Source organism: Aetokthonos hydrillicola CCALA 1050 (genome assembly GCF_017591665.1).
Taxonomy (GTDB): Bacteria; Cyanobacteriota; Cyanobacteriia; order Cyanobacteriales; family Nostocaceae; genus Aetokthonos; species Aetokthonos hydrillicola.
In genome coordinates, this window is sequence record NZ_JAAKGC010000002.1 from 16,498 (window position 1) to 32,231 (window position 15,734).

Annotated in this window: 15 protein-coding genes and 1 tRNA gene; 11 read left to right on the forward strand and 5 right to left on the reverse strand. The window is 40.1% G+C overall.

What is annotated here, in order from left to right; translation table 11 throughout:
* Positions 1–49 precede the first annotated feature (49 nt).
* From alr to G4P69_RS01300, 8 genes are all read left to right on the forward strand, one after another.
* Entirely contained in the window at positions 50–1,234 is a 1,185-nt protein-coding gene (gene alr, locus G4P69_RS01265) for an alanine racemase (protein WP_208341423.1), read from the forward strand.
* A 144-nt stretch (positions 1,235–1,378) separates the two neighbouring features.
* Positions 1,379–1,460 (forward strand) — tRNA-Leu (locus G4P69_RS01270).
* Between the two features lie 734 nt (positions 1,461–2,194).
* The gene (locus tag G4P69_RS01275) at positions 2,195–3,253 is read left to right on the forward strand and encodes a response regulator (protein ID WP_208341422.1); all 1,059 of its coding nucleotides are present in this window, start codon (positions 2,195–2,197) and stop codon (positions 3,251–3,253) included.
* Positions 3,254–3,382: 129 nt separating this feature from the next.
* Positions 3,383–3,760: a response regulator gene (locus G4P69_RS01280; RefSeq protein WP_208341421.1), complete on the forward strand. Its 378-nt coding sequence runs from the start codon at positions 3,383–3,385 to the stop codon at positions 3,758–3,760.
* 4 nt (positions 3,761–3,764) lie between these two features.
* Positions 3,765–4,262 carry a chemotaxis protein CheW gene (locus G4P69_RS01285; protein WP_208341420.1) on the forward strand — a complete coding sequence of 166 codons (498 nt, stop codon included), beginning with the start codon at positions 3,765–3,767 and terminating at the stop codon, positions 4,260–4,262.
* 41 nt (positions 4,263–4,303) lie between these two features.
* Positions 4,304–7,129, forward strand: a complete 2,826-nt coding sequence (locus tag G4P69_RS01290; RefSeq protein WP_208348119.1) for a methyl-accepting chemotaxis protein — start codon at positions 4,304–4,306, stop codon at positions 7,127–7,129.
* A gap of 92 nt (positions 7,130–7,221) precedes the next feature.
* A complete protein-coding gene (locus G4P69_RS01295; protein WP_208348130.1) occupies positions 7,222–10,290 on the forward strand; it encodes a hybrid sensor histidine kinase/response regulator in 3,069 nt (1,022 codons plus the stop codon).
* 414 nt (positions 10,291–10,704) lie between these two features.
* The gene (locus G4P69_RS01300; protein ID WP_208346123.1) at positions 10,705–11,064 is read left to right on the forward strand and encodes a hypothetical protein; all 360 of its coding nucleotides are present in this window, start codon (positions 10,705–10,707) and stop codon (positions 11,062–11,064) included.
* A gap of 75 nt (positions 11,065–11,139) precedes the next feature.
* On the opposite strand, the gene G4P69_RS01305 is transcribed toward G4P69_RS01300, so the two are convergent.
* From G4P69_RS01305 to def, 3 genes are read right to left on the reverse strand one after another with little or no spacing between them, the layout of a single operon-like run.
* Positions 11,140–11,424 (reverse strand): DUF427 domain-containing protein, encoded by a 285-nt coding sequence (locus G4P69_RS01305; RefSeq protein WP_208346122.1) that lies wholly within the window; start codon positions 11,422–11,424, stop codon positions 11,140–11,142.
* 39 nt (positions 11,425–11,463) lie between these two features.
* Entirely contained in the window at positions 11,464–11,661 is a 198-nt protein-coding gene (locus G4P69_RS01310; RefSeq protein ID WP_208348186.1) for a hypothetical protein, read from the reverse strand.
* A gap of 21 nt (positions 11,662–11,682) precedes the next feature.
* The gene (gene def / locus G4P69_RS01315; RefSeq protein ID WP_208348137.1) at positions 11,683–12,246 is read right to left on the reverse strand and encodes a peptide deformylase; all 564 of its coding nucleotides are present in this window, start codon (positions 12,244–12,246) and stop codon (positions 11,683–11,685) included.
* Positions 12,247–12,495: 249 nt separating this feature from the next.
* Here def and G4P69_RS01320 point away from each other — a divergent pair, with 249 nt between their 5' ends.
* Together G4P69_RS01320 and G4P69_RS01325 are read left to right on the forward strand one after the other, a co-directional pair.
* Positions 12,496–13,383, forward strand: a complete 888-nt coding sequence (locus G4P69_RS01320; RefSeq protein ID WP_208348147.1) for a cell division protein FtsX — start codon at positions 12,496–12,498, stop codon at positions 13,381–13,383.
* A gap of 134 nt (positions 13,384–13,517) precedes the next feature.
* Entirely contained in the window at positions 13,518–14,330 is an 813-nt protein-coding gene (locus G4P69_RS01325; RefSeq protein ID WP_208348150.1) for a DUF3598 family protein, read from the forward strand.
* 48 nt (positions 14,331–14,378) lie between these two features.
* Here G4P69_RS01325 and aat read toward each other — a convergent pair whose 3' ends face one another.
* On the reverse strand, positions 14,379–14,954 hold the full coding sequence (gene aat, locus G4P69_RS01330) for a leucyl/phenylalanyl-tRNA--protein transferase (RefSeq protein WP_208348152.1): 576 nt from the start codon (positions 14,952–14,954) through the stop codon (positions 14,379–14,381).
* 70 nt (positions 14,955–15,024) lie between these two features.
* On the opposite strand from aat, the gene G4P69_RS01335 reads away from it, so the two are divergent.
* Positions 15,025–15,354: a hypothetical protein gene (locus G4P69_RS01335; protein ID WP_208348155.1), complete on the forward strand. Its 330-nt coding sequence runs from the start codon at positions 15,025–15,027 to the stop codon at positions 15,352–15,354.
* Positions 15,355–15,394: 40 nt separating this feature from the next.
* Here the strand turns inward: G4P69_RS01335 and rpsN are convergent, their stop codons facing one another.
* Complete coding sequence (gene rpsN / locus G4P69_RS01340) at positions 15,395–15,697, reverse strand: 30S ribosomal protein S14 (RefSeq protein WP_208348165.1); 303 nt, start codon at positions 15,695–15,697, stop codon at positions 15,395–15,397.
* Positions 15,698–15,734: the final 37 nt, after the last annotated feature.

The window sequence follows — 15,734 nt, forward strand, 5'->3', positions numbered from 1 at the left end:
ATCCCCAAACACCTAATTTTGTACAACAAGTAGTAGTGAGTAAACGAAGATGTTAAGCCATGAGGAAACTTTTAAGGTTGAATACCACCAGTGCAATCCCTACGCTTGGTTCTCACAACGTGCTTGGGTGGAAATTGATTTATTAGCGTTATCTTATAATGTGCGACAGGTTGTAAAGTTATTATCGCCCTCTACTAAGTTAATGGCAGTGGTAAAAGCTGATGCCTATGGACATGGAGCAGTAGCAGTTGCTCAGACAGTACTAGATTCAGGAGCTAGTTGGTTGGGTGTTGCTACGGTTCCAGAGGGGATTGAATTGCGAGAAGCTGGGATCAAAGCTCCTATTTTGATTTTAGGCCCGACTTCTACTTTGGAGCAAATCCACGCGATCGCCTATTGGCATCTTCAGCCAACACTCACAAGTCCTAAACAAGCATTAGTCTTCTCTGACACATTAGAAGCTATTAATTATCCATCTAATCTACCTGTACATATCAAGTTTGACACAGGAATGTCGAGACTTGGGCCATCTTGGCAGGAAGCGACTGAATTTGTCAAGTTGGTGGAAAGACTACCAAATTTAGAGATTGCGAGTATCTACTCCCACTTAGCAACAGCGGAAGATCAGGATCAAACCGTAATGAGACAGCAACAAGAACGGTTTGAGGAAGCGATCGCACAAATCAAAGCAAGCGAAATCGAACCACCACTTCTGCACTTGGCAAATTCAGCCGCCACCCTTACCGAAAAAGCACTACACTACGACATGGTACGAGTAGGTTTAGCTATCTACGGACTTTATCCAGCTCATCATTTGCGATCGCGGATTCAACTCAAGCCTGTTCTGCAAGTGAAGGCAAGAGTTACACAAGTCAAAACCATTGCCAAAGGTTCTGGTGTCAGCTATGGTCATAAATTCATAGCAGATCGCGAACTCCGCCTTGCCGTAGTAGGAATTGGTTATGCTGATGGAGTTCCTCGCAATCTTTCACAAAAAATGAGCTTCTTAATTTGTGGTCAAAGAGTACCACAAATTGGAGCAATTACGATGGATCAAATGATGCTTGATGTAAGCACCTTACCAGATATACAAGAAGGGGAAGTGGTTACCTTAATTGGGGAGCAAGGATCGGAACAAATCTCTGCTGAAGATTGGGCTAATCAACTAAACACCATTTCTTGGGAAATTCTTTGTGGATTTAAGCACCGCCTACCTCGTGTGGCTTTGATGTAACATAATAGTTTCTGGGCATGGAGCATGGGGCATGGGGCATGGGAAAAAGTTACGTGCAGTATTGAGGGTGGTGCAACTCGTTTTTGGGAAATATGGAATAACTATTGCTATAAATGAATTTTTGTGTTATCGTTACTTAGTAATGCGGATGTGGCGGAATTGGCAGACGCGCTAGATTTAGGTTCTAGTGCCGAGAGGCGTGAAGGTTCAAGTCCTTTCATCCGCATTTTAAATCAAAAATATACTCTTTTAAAACTCATTGGTGCTAGCTGCTCCTCTAGAGTTTTTCTTTGTAAATAAATCTTCTTGTTCCCTGAAATTCCTTAAGTCATGAGGGTTTGAATGTTGTGTAAGTACATTTCATTTGTAGTTACATGTACACGTTTGCGAAATTAAGCTACACCTGGAGCGTGTTCTCTAGACTTAGTGGCTCCCCACAGGGTTAGCATAAATATGAAGTTAGTTTTTTCACAAAAATTTACATAACTAATCTTATTGTCACTGAGTTGTTTAAACACAACTTAGTTTAAAGCAAATATTAGGATTACTGTGTAATTTGTAAAAAAACAATCAACTTTTCAATTTTCTTGCTGTCCCAGTAAGTCTACGAATTAAATAGGAACGTCAGAGTATTTATTATATAAGTAATGTTTATGTTTGCACAAAAACGATATGATTGTGATTGTAGTCACACCATAAAATTTACTCTAAGGTAAGTGGCTTTATTGAGTCTTGACGTTTTCTTTACTTAGAGAATAACAATGCCTGGTCATCTCGGTATAAATTAAGTAAATTGAACCTGTAATTTATAAAACTGAGTGGGACTTTCTTATCTTACTAAAGAAGGGTATAGCCATCAAACTTCGCCACAGACCTTGAATTTAAACTTTTATGTTTTTCAAGCCTTAATAAAAAAGTTTAACTCACACAAGTATTGAATTTAGCCTAAGTAAAAGCAAAATGAGCACAACTCCCATAGGTAGCTACAAATTTTCGCAGAAACTGCACCCTCTCTCTCTACTAGCACAATTAACCAGCCGACGCGCTACAGGATGTTTACGCGTCTTCCTCAAGCCATTTTCTTGGTCAATTTATTTAGAGGATGGTAAACTTACTTATGCTTCCTGTTCAGATCAACTGTTTGAAAGGCTAGAAAATCACTTAGAACGCCTAAGTGAGAAATATCCCTCGCTTAACCTTACAGATTTTACCCAGGTACCAGCTTTATTTGACACGAACAGCGAGAAGCGCTCTCAAGCTGACTATCAAGCTATTTGCTGGTTGGTGGAAAAGAACTATATTACTCCCCCACAAGCAGCAGAGCTGATTGATGAATTAGCTAAAGAAGTTTTGGAGTCATTTCTTACCTTAAAAGAAGGCAATTATGAATTTAACAGTGTCGGTTTAATAGATGATCTTCCAAAATTCTGTCGCCTTGATTTGCGCGTGCTAGTTGAGTATTGTCAAAAGCAGTTAAGGACTCGGCGAAATGAACGACAATCAGTTAGTGAATATGAAACAAGTCATAGTTTGCCTACATCAACCACAAAGCTACCATCAACGCAAATAACAGTCGATAGACAGTTGCCAAAACCACCGAGTTTTGATAATTCCGTTCAGAATGAGAAAAATTTTCAGCAACCCTCTGGGCAAAGTACATATACAGTAGCTTGCATTGACGATAGTCCTACGGTATTAAATTCTATAAAACAGTTTTTAGATGATAATACTTTTTCAGTTGTAATGATCAACGATCCAGTAAAAGCTTTGATGCAAATTCTTCGTAGCAAGCCAGATATAATCTTACTAGATGTCGAAATGCCGAACTTAGACGGTTACGAGTTATGTTCTCTTTTACGGAGGCATTCAGCTTTTAAAAATACACCAATCATTATGGTAACTGGGAGAACAGGGTTTATAGACCGAGCAAAGGCAAAGATTGTCAGAGCATCAGGATATTTGACAAAACCTTTTACAAAACCGGACTTATTAAAAATGTTATTTAAACATATAACTTAAACTTAACGCCGTGTATTGCCGAAAGAATCTTTACACATCAAGATTTGTAGTACGTACGCAAAATGTATAGTCTACAACTAAAGATGATCCATAACTAGATAAATAAACGTTATTTAGGAGATTTATAAAGTGAGTCTGACTTTGCTTGGCACAATTCTAATAGTAGAAGATTCCCCCAGTGAATTGGAGCTAATGAGCTATTACTTAAAAGAAAGCGGGTACAATGTTATTAAAACAACAGGCGCAAAAGAAGCTTTACAAAAAGCTTTATCTCATGAATTAGATGTAATAGTTACTGATGTAGTTATGCCAGGAATGAGTGGGTTTGAATTGTGCCGCTCCTTAAAAAGAAATCCAGCTACTCAAAAAGTACCAATTATCATTTGTAGTTCCAAAAATCAAGAAATTGATCGTTTATGGGCAATGAGACAAGGTGCCGATGCTTATATAACTAAACCTTATACTCGCGAACAACTCCTGCGTGCTATTAAATCAGTAGCGAATTAAATCAATGAATAGTTCAAAAATTGCGCTCTCTATTAATCATGACCAAAATAACTTAGGAGATGGGTATCTTAAGTTTCAGCTTAATAGACAAACTTCAGCCTTATTATCGATGAGGCATACGCAAGAAGCTATTATTATACCTTTCGAGGCTGTGACCTCCATGCCAAATATGCCCCCTTGTATACTTGGGTTGATGAATTGGCGGAGTCGCATAATCTGGGCGATCGATCTACCAAGGATGCTGAATCTAGAATACCTGGACAACAGGCTAAGACAACATAACGTCATAGTTATTAGGGTGGAATCAATGCTTGTAGGGCTAGTGGTGCAAGAAATTAAGGGTACAGCTAAGTTTATGCCTGATGATATTCGCTCTCCTCTAGGTCACATTGCTTCAAGTTTAGTCCCATATTTACGCGGTTGTGTTATCCAAGAGAAGGAAATAATGCTGGTATTAGATGCACAGGCTATTGTGCAGTCATCTATTCTCCGTACTGATTAGGGTGTGCTACTAAAAAAACTGCTCTACAACAAAATCACTTTATGATTAATAAAACTGATACACCTAAAGGTAGTGATACGGATGTTGATGTATCGCTTAATTCATCAGGAGCCATCTCCTCAGGAGATATAGTAAAACCATCTCAGCCTATTACCGAAACTAGTTCCCATTCTCCTATGAATTCTATAGGGGCAAATTTTAGACAACTGAGCCTAAGTACTAAAGCTACAATACTGGCGATCGCAATTGGCACTTTGCCGATCCTCGCAATTGGTACTTTGGCTTATCAATTAGCTAGTAGATCTATTACCCATAAAATTGCTCAAATTCAAGCAGATGAAGCTAAATCCTTAGCTGATAAGATCAACCGCTTCATGCTTTCGCGATATCAAGATCCTCAAAGCATAGCTAGTCTGCCAATTTTCGCAAATCCTAAATTCCGAGACACTACCACTTCTAAAGAAAAACAAGCAGTTCTGGACAAGTTCGTTGAGACGTACAAAGTCTATGATAGCATTGGGCTTTTCGATTTAAAAGGTGACCCAATAGTTGTTAGCCAAACCAACGAATCTACTAATCGTAATAATCCTGATAATTTCCAAAACCCCAACCAAAACGACAACCCTTTTATCACTCAACCTGAAGTATCAAAAGAGACCAATAAACTAAGTGTTTATACAGGCGCACCAATTAAAGATACTGTAACAGGTAAAACTGTGGCCATAATCCGAGCCCGTATGCCTGTAACCTCTTTAGAGGAAGTCCTTACAATTCATGACGATAGCGGGCGGCAATACTTTTTGAGCGATGCTTTCGGGAAATTTTTCATAGCATCCGCAAAGAAAGAATTAGGTCAAAATGCTAAAAAAGATTTTATTGGGTGGGAAAAACGGCAAGCGACAAAACAACAAGATGCTTTCATCACAACATACACCCCTGACCACAAAGATTATTTGGTAAGCTATGCATCTAGCACCTTGGAAAATTTACCAAATTTGAAATGGCAAGTCATTCTAGCTACAGATACGGCAGTTGCATTTGAGCCTCAAAGACAATTGCTTTTGACAATAGCCATAGGTACAGGTATAACATCCTTAATCGTCGCTCTTGTTGCAGCTTGGTTAGCTAAACGTACAACACAACCAATTGTAAACGCTACGCAAGCAGTAGCAAAACTCGGCAGAGGCGAACTCAATACCCGCTTAAAGGTGGAATCACAAGACGAATTAGGTATTTTGAGTGCCAATATTAACCACATGGCAGGACAATTACAGACTCTTCTAGAAGAGCAAGAATTGGATGCTGAAAGAGTAAAGCTACTTGCAGAAATGACGCTGCGTACTCGTAGAAGTCTCAAAGCAGACGATATTTATAAAACAGCAGTTAAAGAAATTCGTCAAGCATTGAAAACAGATCGGGTGATTATTTATCAATTCAATCAAGATACTTGGGATGGAGTCGTTGTTGCTGAGGCAGTTAGCGCAGATCTACCAAAAATGTTGGGTATACAAATCGACGATCCTTGTTTTCAAGAACGTCATGCACAAACTTATAGAGATGGTCGCATAAGAGCCATTAATAATATCTATCAAGATCCAAATTTGAGCAATGCAAATTGCTATATCAGAATGTTGGAAAGATTTGCAGTTAAAGCAAATTTAATTGCACCAATTATTTCTAGTGATGCACTCGTAGGGTTAATGATTGCTCACCATTGTGACAAACCTCGGGTGTGGCAGCAACCAGAAATTGATTTGTTTAAACAGCTAGCAACTCAAGTAGGGTTTGCTTTAGAGCAAGCAAAATTGATCAGTGAGGTAGAAAAAGCAAGAGCAGTTGCGGAAAAAGCTTCGATTGAAGAAAGACAACAAAAAGAAGCTATGCAGATGCAACTTCTAGAACTGCTTTCTGAGGTAGAAGGTGCAGCAAGCGGGGACTTAAGGGTACGTGCTGAAGTGACAGCTGGAGAAATTGGTACAGTTGCTGACTTTTTCAACTCTATTATTGAAAGTTTACGAGATATTGTAACCCAAGTGAAAGATGCTGCTACAAAGGTGAACCAGGCGATTGGTTCCAACGAAGGCGCGATCCGCCAGCTAGCAGAAGAAGCCCTCAAACAAGCAGCAGAAATCAACATGACTCTAAATGCTGTTGATGACATGACATATTCCATGCAAGCAGTAGCAGCAAGCGCCCAGCAAGCCGCCTCGGTTGCGCAAAATGCTTCTCGCACAGCTAAAAAGAGTGGAGAAGCAATGGATTTAACAGTGCAAAATATCTTGCATTTACGTGAAACTGTCGGCGAAACTGCTAAGAAAGTCAAACGGCTGGGAGAGTCGACTCAACAAATCAGCCGCGTAGTTGCTTTGATTAACCAAATTTCTATGCAAACCAACTTACTCGCGATCAACGCTGGGATTGAAGCAGCGCGAGCAGGTGAAGAAGGGCAAGGTTTTGCTGTGGTAGCAGAAGAAGTTGGGGAACTTGCAGCGCGTAGTGCAGTCGCTACCAAAGAAATTGAACAAATCGTCGAAAACATTCAACGGGAAACCACCGATGTTGTTATGGCGATGGAATTAGGAACAACTCAGGTAGTAGAAGGTACACGGATTGTTGAGGATGCTAAGCAAAGTTTAAATCAGATATTGGAGGTTTCTCGCGAAATAGATGCACTGGTACAATCAATTTCAAATACCACTGCACTTCAAGCACAAACATCACAAACAGTCAGCTCTTTGATGAAAGAAATCGCTGTTGTGTCGCAACGCACAAGTGCTTCTTCCCACGAAGTTTCTGAATCTTTACAACAAACTAAGGAGATTTCACAACAGTTACAAGCAACTGTGGGTACTTTTAAAGTAAATTAGTCATTTGTCCAGTGTTCTTTGTCATTTTTAGAGGACTAATGATTAATAGCTAACTAACGATTAATGATGATCAATGACTAATACTAAAAACTATGTCACAGGACAAAGAACTTGAAATCCAGATGCAATTTCTGGAGGAAGCGACAGATTACCTCAATACCCTGGAAGGGGTATTGTTAGAAATCGATAAAAGTAATCGCATTGCTCCAGAAAAAATCAATGCTGCACTCCGCGCTGCTCATTCTATAAAAGGTGGCGCTGCGATGATGGGATTTCGCCCACTCTCGGAGTTGGCTCACCGTCTGGAAGATTCTTTTAAAGTTTTAAAAACTCAGAAAAACTCTCTTGAACTTGATACAGAGTTACACAGTTTACTTTTATCAGGGGTGGATTGGTTACGGCAGATAGTAGACTTGCTGATAGAAGGGAATACTGTAGATGATCAGTGGTTAGCTACCTTCTGTTTGCCAGTTTTTGAAGAACTTCATGAGCGTTTAGGGGATCCTAGCCCAGAAGACGCCACAACGATGTTATCAACAGAAGAGGGACAAGAAATTCTCCCCTTGCTGTTTGAAACAGAGGTAGAAGGGTGTTTGCAGCGTTTAGAAGCTTTGTTGGCAGATAATGAAGGACTATCTTTAAAAGAAGAAGTCTCTACTATGGCGGCTGAGTTAGGTGGTTTGGGCGAAATGCTTCAGCTAAAAGCCTTTACTCAGCTTTGTGCCTCTGTATCCAATCGCTTGGAAGCAGCCGAACCTTCACGGGTAGAAGAAATTACTCGTGCAGCATTGGCAGCATGGAGGCGATCGCAAGCTTTGGTGATTATAAATCAATTAGATAGCTTGCCCACTACACTTGATGAAGAAGTAGAAGCTGTACCAGCCCAAACAGAGTTGCTTTCTACACAAGTAGAAACAACCTACCTATTAAATACAGAAGAGATCGCTTCCTACGCAGAGCAAACAACAAGCGCAAAAAATGCTGAAGAAGCTTGGCTAGATCAAGAAATTATTGCAGCAGATTTTGAAGCTTTGGAAGCAGCGTTTGCTGATAACACAATTCCCGATGACAGCCTACCAGAGCTAGCTACGGTAGTGGCTCGGGAAATTACCACCAAAGATTACAAATTTGTCGAACACAAAAATGAAACAGCTTTTGGTACTAGCAAGAGCGAAATTCAAGAAAATACAGTCAGAGTTCCCAGCCGACAACTTGAACAAATTAATGATTTATTTGGGGAACTGATTATCCAGCGCAACGGATTGAGTTTGCATCTCGAAAGATTACGCAAACTTGTTCGTAGTCTGAGCCAACGAGTCCAAGTATTAGATCGAGAAAACCAACAACTACGTACAGCATACGACAGAATAGCTACAGGACATGTAGGAAGATCTAGTTTCTTACCACTAGAATTTGCATCTGATAACTCAGTTGAAGAAAGCGTGACATCCGAGTATAGCTATCAGACACAAGAACTCAGAAACGAGTTTGATTCTTTAGAAATGGATAGCTATAACGAATTAAACTTGCTATCTCAAGAAGTGATGGAAACCATCGTTCAGGTACAAGAAGTTACCACGGATATTCAACTTAGCCTGGATGATACAGATCTCATTTCCCGCAAACTGAATAAAACATCAAAGCAATTACAGCGAAAGCTTACTCAAGTGCGAATGCGCCCGCTTACAGATCTACTTGATCGCTTTCCTAGAGCTTTGCGTGATATGAGTGTGGAGTACGGCAAAAATGTCCAGTTGAAAACTGACGGCGTTAATACTTTGATTGAACGTAGTATTTTAGAGGCTTTGAATGAGCCTTTAATGCACCTATTGCGAAATGCTTTCGATCATGGTATAGAAGATCCAGCAACTCGTCGTGGTAACGGTAAGCCAGAACAAGGATTGATTGAAATTAAAGCTAATCATTATGGTAATCGTACAATAATTACTATTTCAGATGATGGTCGTGGTATTTCCTTAGAAAAGATTCGCACTAAAGCTTTAGCTATGGGGCTTGAGCCTGCTTTACTAGCTCAAGCTACTGACGAGGAACTATTATCCCTGATTTTTGAACCAGGATTTAGTACATCTGATCAAGTAACTGCATTATCTGGGCGCGGTGTCGGTATGGACATAGTGCGCAATAAGCTAAAACTTGTTCGCGGAGATATTAAAGTCGACACAGTACCAGGAGCAGGAACCACCTTTACACTGTCAGTACCATTTACTCTCTCAGTGGCGCGGGTTCTGCTAGTAGAAAGTAACAGAATGTTACTAGCATTTCCTACTGATATGGTTTCTGAGATCTTTATACTCGAAAACGAGCAGATTTTATCCATGGGTAGCAATGAAGTGCTAAATTGGCAAGGAAATATGCTACCACTGATTCGCTTAAGCCGTTATTTAGAGTTTAATTGCCCGCGCTACGACAGCCCTAACTTAGAAAGCCCTCCAGCAATTAATGCGATGAGTGCATTGATTATTAACCAAGGTAATCAACCAGTCGCAGTACAAGTTGATCGTTGTTGGGGTGAACAGGAAGTTGCTATGCGCCGTGTTGAGGGGAATATCTCTCTACCTACTGGCTTTAATAACTGTACAATTATGGGCGATGGTCGAGTAGTGGCACTCGTTAATACAAACGAGCTGTTGTACTGGATCGCTACTCATGAACGTACATCCAGAACTAGTCAATTACCATCAGCAAGATTAAAAACAGCTTTTCTTTCCCCAACTAGTGATAAATTCACAACACCATTAATAAACCAAAAAGGAACAATTTTAATTATAGACGATTCAATTAATGTTCGACGCTTTTTAGCTATGACTCTTGAAAAAGGAGGGTATCAGGTAGAACAAGCTAAAGATGGGCAAGATGCTTTAGAAAAACTGCAGAGTGGGCTGAAAGTTCAAGCCGTAATTTGTGATATTGAAATGCCTCGTATTGATGGTTATGGCTTTTTAGGGCGTATAAAATCCAATGATGACTTTAAACATATACCAGTCGCGATGCTGACTTCTCGTAGTAGTGATAAACATCGTCAATTAGCAATGCAATTAGGGGCGCGAGCTTACTTCTCCAAACCCTACAATGAGCAAGAATTACTACGAACATTGGATTCTATAATTTTCCCCGTAGCAGAAACAACTATAGGTAATTAATCAAAAAGGGGCATAGGGCATGGGGCATGGGAGAATCTTACTAATGCCAATCCCCTTTGCCTTGGTGGGGTGACTATTTTAATGGGTTTCAGGTTTGAGCCGGGAAATTTATTTCCCGGTTCTTAACCGAGCAGTATTAGCTCTGTTAGGAAGTCAAAGGGAATAATAAAGTGCAAAAGTATTAACTTTTATAAAAAAAATTAAAAGCTTTGTTACTAATAAACTTAGATCTTAAAAAAAATCTTGAGAGTTTGACCCATTATCATAAAAGGGTGCAACATGAGTTATACGTGATGTGTCCCAGATTAGACTTAATTTGAGTATCTGGTTACTAAACAAACGATTGTTGTTTAAATCAAATTCTTTGCGTAAGCCCTAAAGCAAATACCCCATCATACAGAAAGGGCTTTGATTATGTATAAATACTCCCTTCCTCCAGATGATATGCCTCCAGTTCAGTCTACGGAACTCGATGCCTTATTGCTAAGGCAACTAGAAGAAGCAACTGGTAGACGATTTTACCAATCTTGTGGACCTATTACAAGGGCTTTATTATCAAGTTGTCACTGGTATTTTACAACCAAACCTAGTTCTTTGACCCTGATTATTGTCTGTTATGACATAGAAAGCTATTGGCAGCTCACAAACGCTATTCCTCATATAGTCGGTAAGTTAAAGCAGTTTTCCGACAATGCAAAAATTCGCCTTTGTCCACCGAGCGACAAAGGCATACCCTGGGAGCTTAGGTTAAATGAAATATCTGATGATCCTTAACAGTTAACAGTTATCAGCTATCAGTTATCAGTCAAGAATTTGGTGTTAACTGATAACTGTTCACTGTTCACTGTTTTAAGGTTCTACCTTAACTCCTTTCCAGAAGGCTATATACCCTTCAATCTGCTTTGCTTTTTCCTTGGCGCTGGGATAGTACCAAGCTGCATCTTTGTTAGCTTGTCCATCAACTTCAATAGTGTAGTAACTTGCAACACCTTTCCAAGGACAAGTTGTGTGGGTGTTACTTTCCTTAAAGTACTCCTTGTTAACAGAGTCAGGAGGAAAGTAATGGTTGTTTTCCACAACGACGGTTTTATCGCTTTCGGCTAAAGTTGCTCCGTTCCAAGTTGCTTTTGGCATAAGTAGCTAATGTTATATATGAAGTTAACTGAAGGATACTTATTTCATATTAGCTTTTGCGTCCTTCACAGCAGCAACAAAAAATAATCCTGTAAGTGGAATACTTGCCGCCAAGATAATCGTTGTTACCTGGTTACCTAAATCTGGTTGCCCAGAGGACAGTTCAAAAATCGATCCAACTGCGGCGATCGCTGCTATACACGAACAAGCAAGGAATAATCCGCTTTTGGGAGTCATTGTATTCACGAAGACACCACCCTATACAATTGGTTTAACAGCTTGATGTGAAAACCCATGCTTAGATAATTCTTGTACTAAAGCCAAAGAATTTTCCACACGATCTACAAATACCACACCGTTGAGGTGATCAATCTCGTGTTGAATACAACGTCCTAGTAATTCTCCAGCCTTCAAGGTTTTAGGGTGCCCATACTCATCTTTATAGGCAATTTCTACAAGTTGCGGGCGTTTAACATCCATATACACTCCCGGAATACTCAAACACCCTTCTTGAGCAAGGCACACTTCACCGCTGAACTGTTTGATAACTGGGTTAATTAACACCAGAGGAGGGTTGGCGGGGTTATCTGGTTCACAGTCAATGACTATCAGTTGTTTGTTAATTCCTACTTGAGGCGCTGCTAGCCCAATACCATCATTGCTGTACATTGTTTGCAGCATTTCGCGCACCGTCTTACGTAGCTCTTCATCTATTTTAGAAACACGCTTAGCAGGTTGACGTAGAACGCGATTACCCAGGTAATGAAGTTCTAATGGCGGGTTTTTTAACTTTTTCTTCTCTACAGCAATTTCTACAGGCATACTTCTGTGACTCGCTCAATTTTATATATTGTTCATCTTAACAATTCCTAACCTTCTACAGTGAACAGTTATCAGTTATCAGTTATCAAGGAGCTGAAACAGTGAACAGTCAACAGTTATCAGTGCTTAGGGAGTATGGTGCGGTGTTCACTGATAACTGTTAAAGTGTTGTTTCGTCAAGATAAACACATTATTCTTGACTGATAACTGATAACTGATAACTGATAACTGTAAACCCTGGGGTGTAGAGTGTTTAAGTCACTAAACAAACTCGATTACTTACTCAAAGAAACAATTCTTGGTTTGCAACGCGGCGGCTGGATGAATTGGGCTGCTATAAGTACTATCACAGTGTTACTATTTTTATTTGGGATGAGTTTGCAAACTTCCTGGCAATTAGAAAAACTGCTTAACCAATTTGGTAGCCAGTTAGAGCTGTCAGTTTATCTTAAATCAGATGCGGAAGCACAAGATATTCAGCCACTCGTAGCACAAATGCCAGAAGTTGCCGATATTAAAATAATTACCAAAGACCAAGCTTGGAGTAAATTAGTTCAAGATCTTAAAATTTCGGATATTGAGAGTGCTACTGATCAGTTAGGGGAAAATCCTTTAGTTGATGAGATAAAGGTTAGGGCACGGAACTCGTCTATTGTAACAAGTTTAGCAACCAAGCTAGCCAAGTTACACGAAGTTGATGCAGTGGAGTATGTCGATGAAGCAGTGAAAAGGATTTCTCAGTTGCATCGAGGTTTGAACTGGATTTCGCTAACAATCACAAGTATTCTGACATTAACTGCGATCGCCGTTACCACAACCACCATTCGCCTGATCGTTATAGCGCGACGCCAAGAAATTGAGATTATGCAGCTTGTAGGCGCAACCTCAAGGTGGATTCATCTACCATTTATTTTACAGGGAATGACTTTTGGCTTAGTCGCGGGCGCGATCGCAGGCTCACTCATTACCCTAATACAACAGTTTCTAGCAAAATTACTAGCGAATCAACCAGAATTTATCCAATTTCTCAGTAATGGCATACAACTGACTCCCGCACAAACTATACTATTACCTCTGATTCTCTTAATATCTGGTGCAGCAGTAGGATTATTAGGTAGCCTATTTGCCGTAAACTAAACAAGGAGTCAGAAGAGAGAATTCTGAATTCAGAAGATAGAATTCAGAATCAATGAGATAGGCATTTAAATTTGAACCCTTTTATTCTTAAGATCCCTCCTGACTCCTGACTCCTGACTCCTGACTCCTGCTCTATGACATCACAATGGGAAGCTCTGCTGAAAAATCTTGGTGAATGGCAAGGTTCATTCACGCGCATTTCACCACAAGGCGAAATTTTGGAAGATATCCAAAGTGTAGTTTCTTTCGAGGGCTTGAATAATAACCAGACAATGCGCCAGATCGTCCGACGTCAAGGAGAACAAGATTTAGTTCTGGAGTACAATTCTCTGGGAAGAAATACACTATTTTTTGAAAATGGAGCATTTTCTCAAGGTATAGTACAGGTTGCTCCATTTTCCGAGTTTGGGGCTGAACTCGGTTTAATTTATGAAAATCGGCGCTTACGCCTCGTACAACTTTTTAATAAAAATCTTCAACTAGAGAGACTCACCTTAATCCGAGAACATCTTGCTGGAACCCAACGAGTACAAAACCCACCTCTAACAATAGATGATCTACTTGGAGAATGGCTTGGTGAAGCCACTACTATATATCCAGACTGGCGTTCTCCTGAAACTTACCCAGTCAAGATGCAATTAGAACTTAATAATTCCAATCAGTTAACACAAAGTACGACGCTTGGCAACCACACGATTACCTCAACTGCTACCATAAAAGGCTCGATTATTCATTTTGACCAAAATCCTCAAAAGCAGGTACAAGTATTCCTTCTACCCGATGGAGCTTCTGCTACTTCACCACTCAATGTACAATTACGTCAACGCTTATTTCTTGAGGTTGGTTGGTTAATTCAACCCAACTTACGCCAAAGAATGATTCGCAGCTACGACGATAAAGGTGAATGGACAAGTCTTACATTAGTTACGGAAAAGCGGTATCAGTGAACAGTTATCAGTTATCAGTTATCAGTTATCATGTTCTCACCGACTTACTTACAAAAAAGAACACTTTTGCTGTAAAGCTAGCTTGAGTAAAGTATTATATTCTTGATCCCCAACCTGATAAGCACCAAACCTTTCTAAATGAGGATTCATCATCTGAGCGTCAAATAATATAAACTTTCTTTCCCGTAATCTTTCTACTAACTTTACCATCGCCACTTTCGAGCCTTCAGAGATGTGGTAAAACATCGACTCGCCAATAAAAGCACCTCCAATCACAATCCCTAAAATTCCCCCAGCAAGTGTATCATTCTGCCAAGTTTCAAAACTATGCGCCCAGCCCGCCAGGTAAAGTTCCCAATAAATTTGTTGTAACTCTTGTGAAATCCAAGTAGTCTCTCTATTAGCACATCCAGCTACCACCGCTTTAAAATCGCGGTTAATCGCTACGCTAAAACGTTCTTGATTAAGAACACGCTGTAGGGATTTGGGGTAGTGAAATTTCTGATCTAAAGGAATCAGAGTGCGATCGCGGCTACTATACCACCCCAACTCATCATTCTCATCAGCCATGAGAAAATATCCTTGAGCATAGCCTTGAATAATGGCAGCAGTGTCATATTGCATAGCTAGCAGTTAGCGTGAGTTGTTTTAATAAACAACAACCCACAGACAAATGTGATAAAAAAACAAGAAAATGACAGAACCTATTCCATCAATCACTTTACCAGCGCCCACAGATCCCAAACTTGAGGGAGAATGGTTACAACAGCGTTTGCATCGATGGCTAGATGAAGAGTTTCTTCCAGAAGCAGTTAATCATACAATTGCCACACGTGCCGCACAAATTTTTGTACGACAACGAATGGAAGGAGAAAACGACTTAGGTTCTTTAGTGATTGCTATTGTCACAGAGATGCAGTCGTTTGATTTTTCTAAAAGCTTTTATGGGGAATTTGCGATCGCCAACGCTGTTAGCGATCTACTTTTAGAAAGTTTGGGAATTGATAGATGTTGCGGACAATGAATGCTTGTTAGTCGTCAATAAATTCCCACTAACCGCTAACTTACCAGCTAGACTTAACAACTCCAGGTAAAAGCCCTTCGTGCGCCCATTCCCTAAGCACATTTCGAGAAAGTCCAAAATCGCGGTAAACTCCTCTTGGACGACCAGTAAGCCAGCAGCGATTACGACGACGATTAGGAGCGCTATTGCGGGGTAGCTGTTGAATTTCACGATGAATCTCAAGCTTATCTAAAGGAGATTCTGCCTGTCTAAACTCTTCCAGCAATGCTTCCCGCTTTTGGGCGTACTTCTCAACCAATTTAGCGCGCTTCTTTTCGCGCTCAATCATGCTCTTTTTTGCCATAAAACCTATAAATCATAAAAGACAGCATCTTCCATAA

Coding starts and splice junctions, on each gene's coding strand:
- alr (WP_208341423.1), top strand. CDS start 50: ATGTTAAGCCATGAGGAAACTTTTAAGGTTGAATACCACCAGTGCAAT.
- G4P69_RS01275 (WP_208341422.1), top strand. CDS start 2,195: ATGAGCACAACTCCCATAGGTAGCTACAAATTTTCGCAGAAACTGCAC.
- G4P69_RS01285 (WP_208341420.1), top strand. CDS start 3,765: ATGAATAGTTCAAAAATTGCGCTCTCTATTAATCATGACCAAAATAAC.
- G4P69_RS01290 (WP_208348119.1), top strand. CDS start 4,304: ATGATTAATAAAACTGATACACCTAAAGGTAGTGATACGGATGTTGAT.
- G4P69_RS01295 (WP_208348130.1), top strand. CDS start 7,222: ATGTCACAGGACAAAGAACTTGAAATCCAGATGCAATTTCTGGAGGAA.
- G4P69_RS01300 (WP_208346123.1), top strand. CDS start 10,705: ATGTATAAATACTCCCTTCCTCCAGATGATATGCCTCCAGTTCAGTCT.
- G4P69_RS01305 (WP_208346122.1), bottom strand. CDS start 11,424: ATGCCAAAAGCAACTTGGAACGGAGCAACTTTAGCCGAAAGCGATAAA.
- G4P69_RS01310 (WP_208348186.1), bottom strand. CDS start 11,661: ATGACTCCCAAAAGCGGATTATTCCTTGCTTGTTCGTGTATAGCAGCG.
- def (WP_208348137.1), bottom strand. CDS start 12,246: ATGCCTGTAGAAATTGCTGTAGAGAAGAAAAAGTTAAAAAACCCGCCA.
- G4P69_RS01325 (WP_208348150.1), top strand. CDS start 13,518: ATGACATCACAATGGGAAGCTCTGCTGAAAAATCTTGGTGAATGGCAA.
- aat (WP_208348152.1), bottom strand. CDS start 14,954: ATGCAATATGACACTGCTGCCATTATTCAAGGCTATGCTCAAGGATAT.
- G4P69_RS01335 (WP_208348155.1), top strand. CDS start 15,025: ATGACAGAACCTATTCCATCAATCACTTTACCAGCGCCCACAGATCCC.
- rpsN (WP_208348165.1), bottom strand. CDS start 15,697: ATGGCAAAAAAGAGCATGATTGAGCGCGAAAAGAAGCGCGCTAAATTG.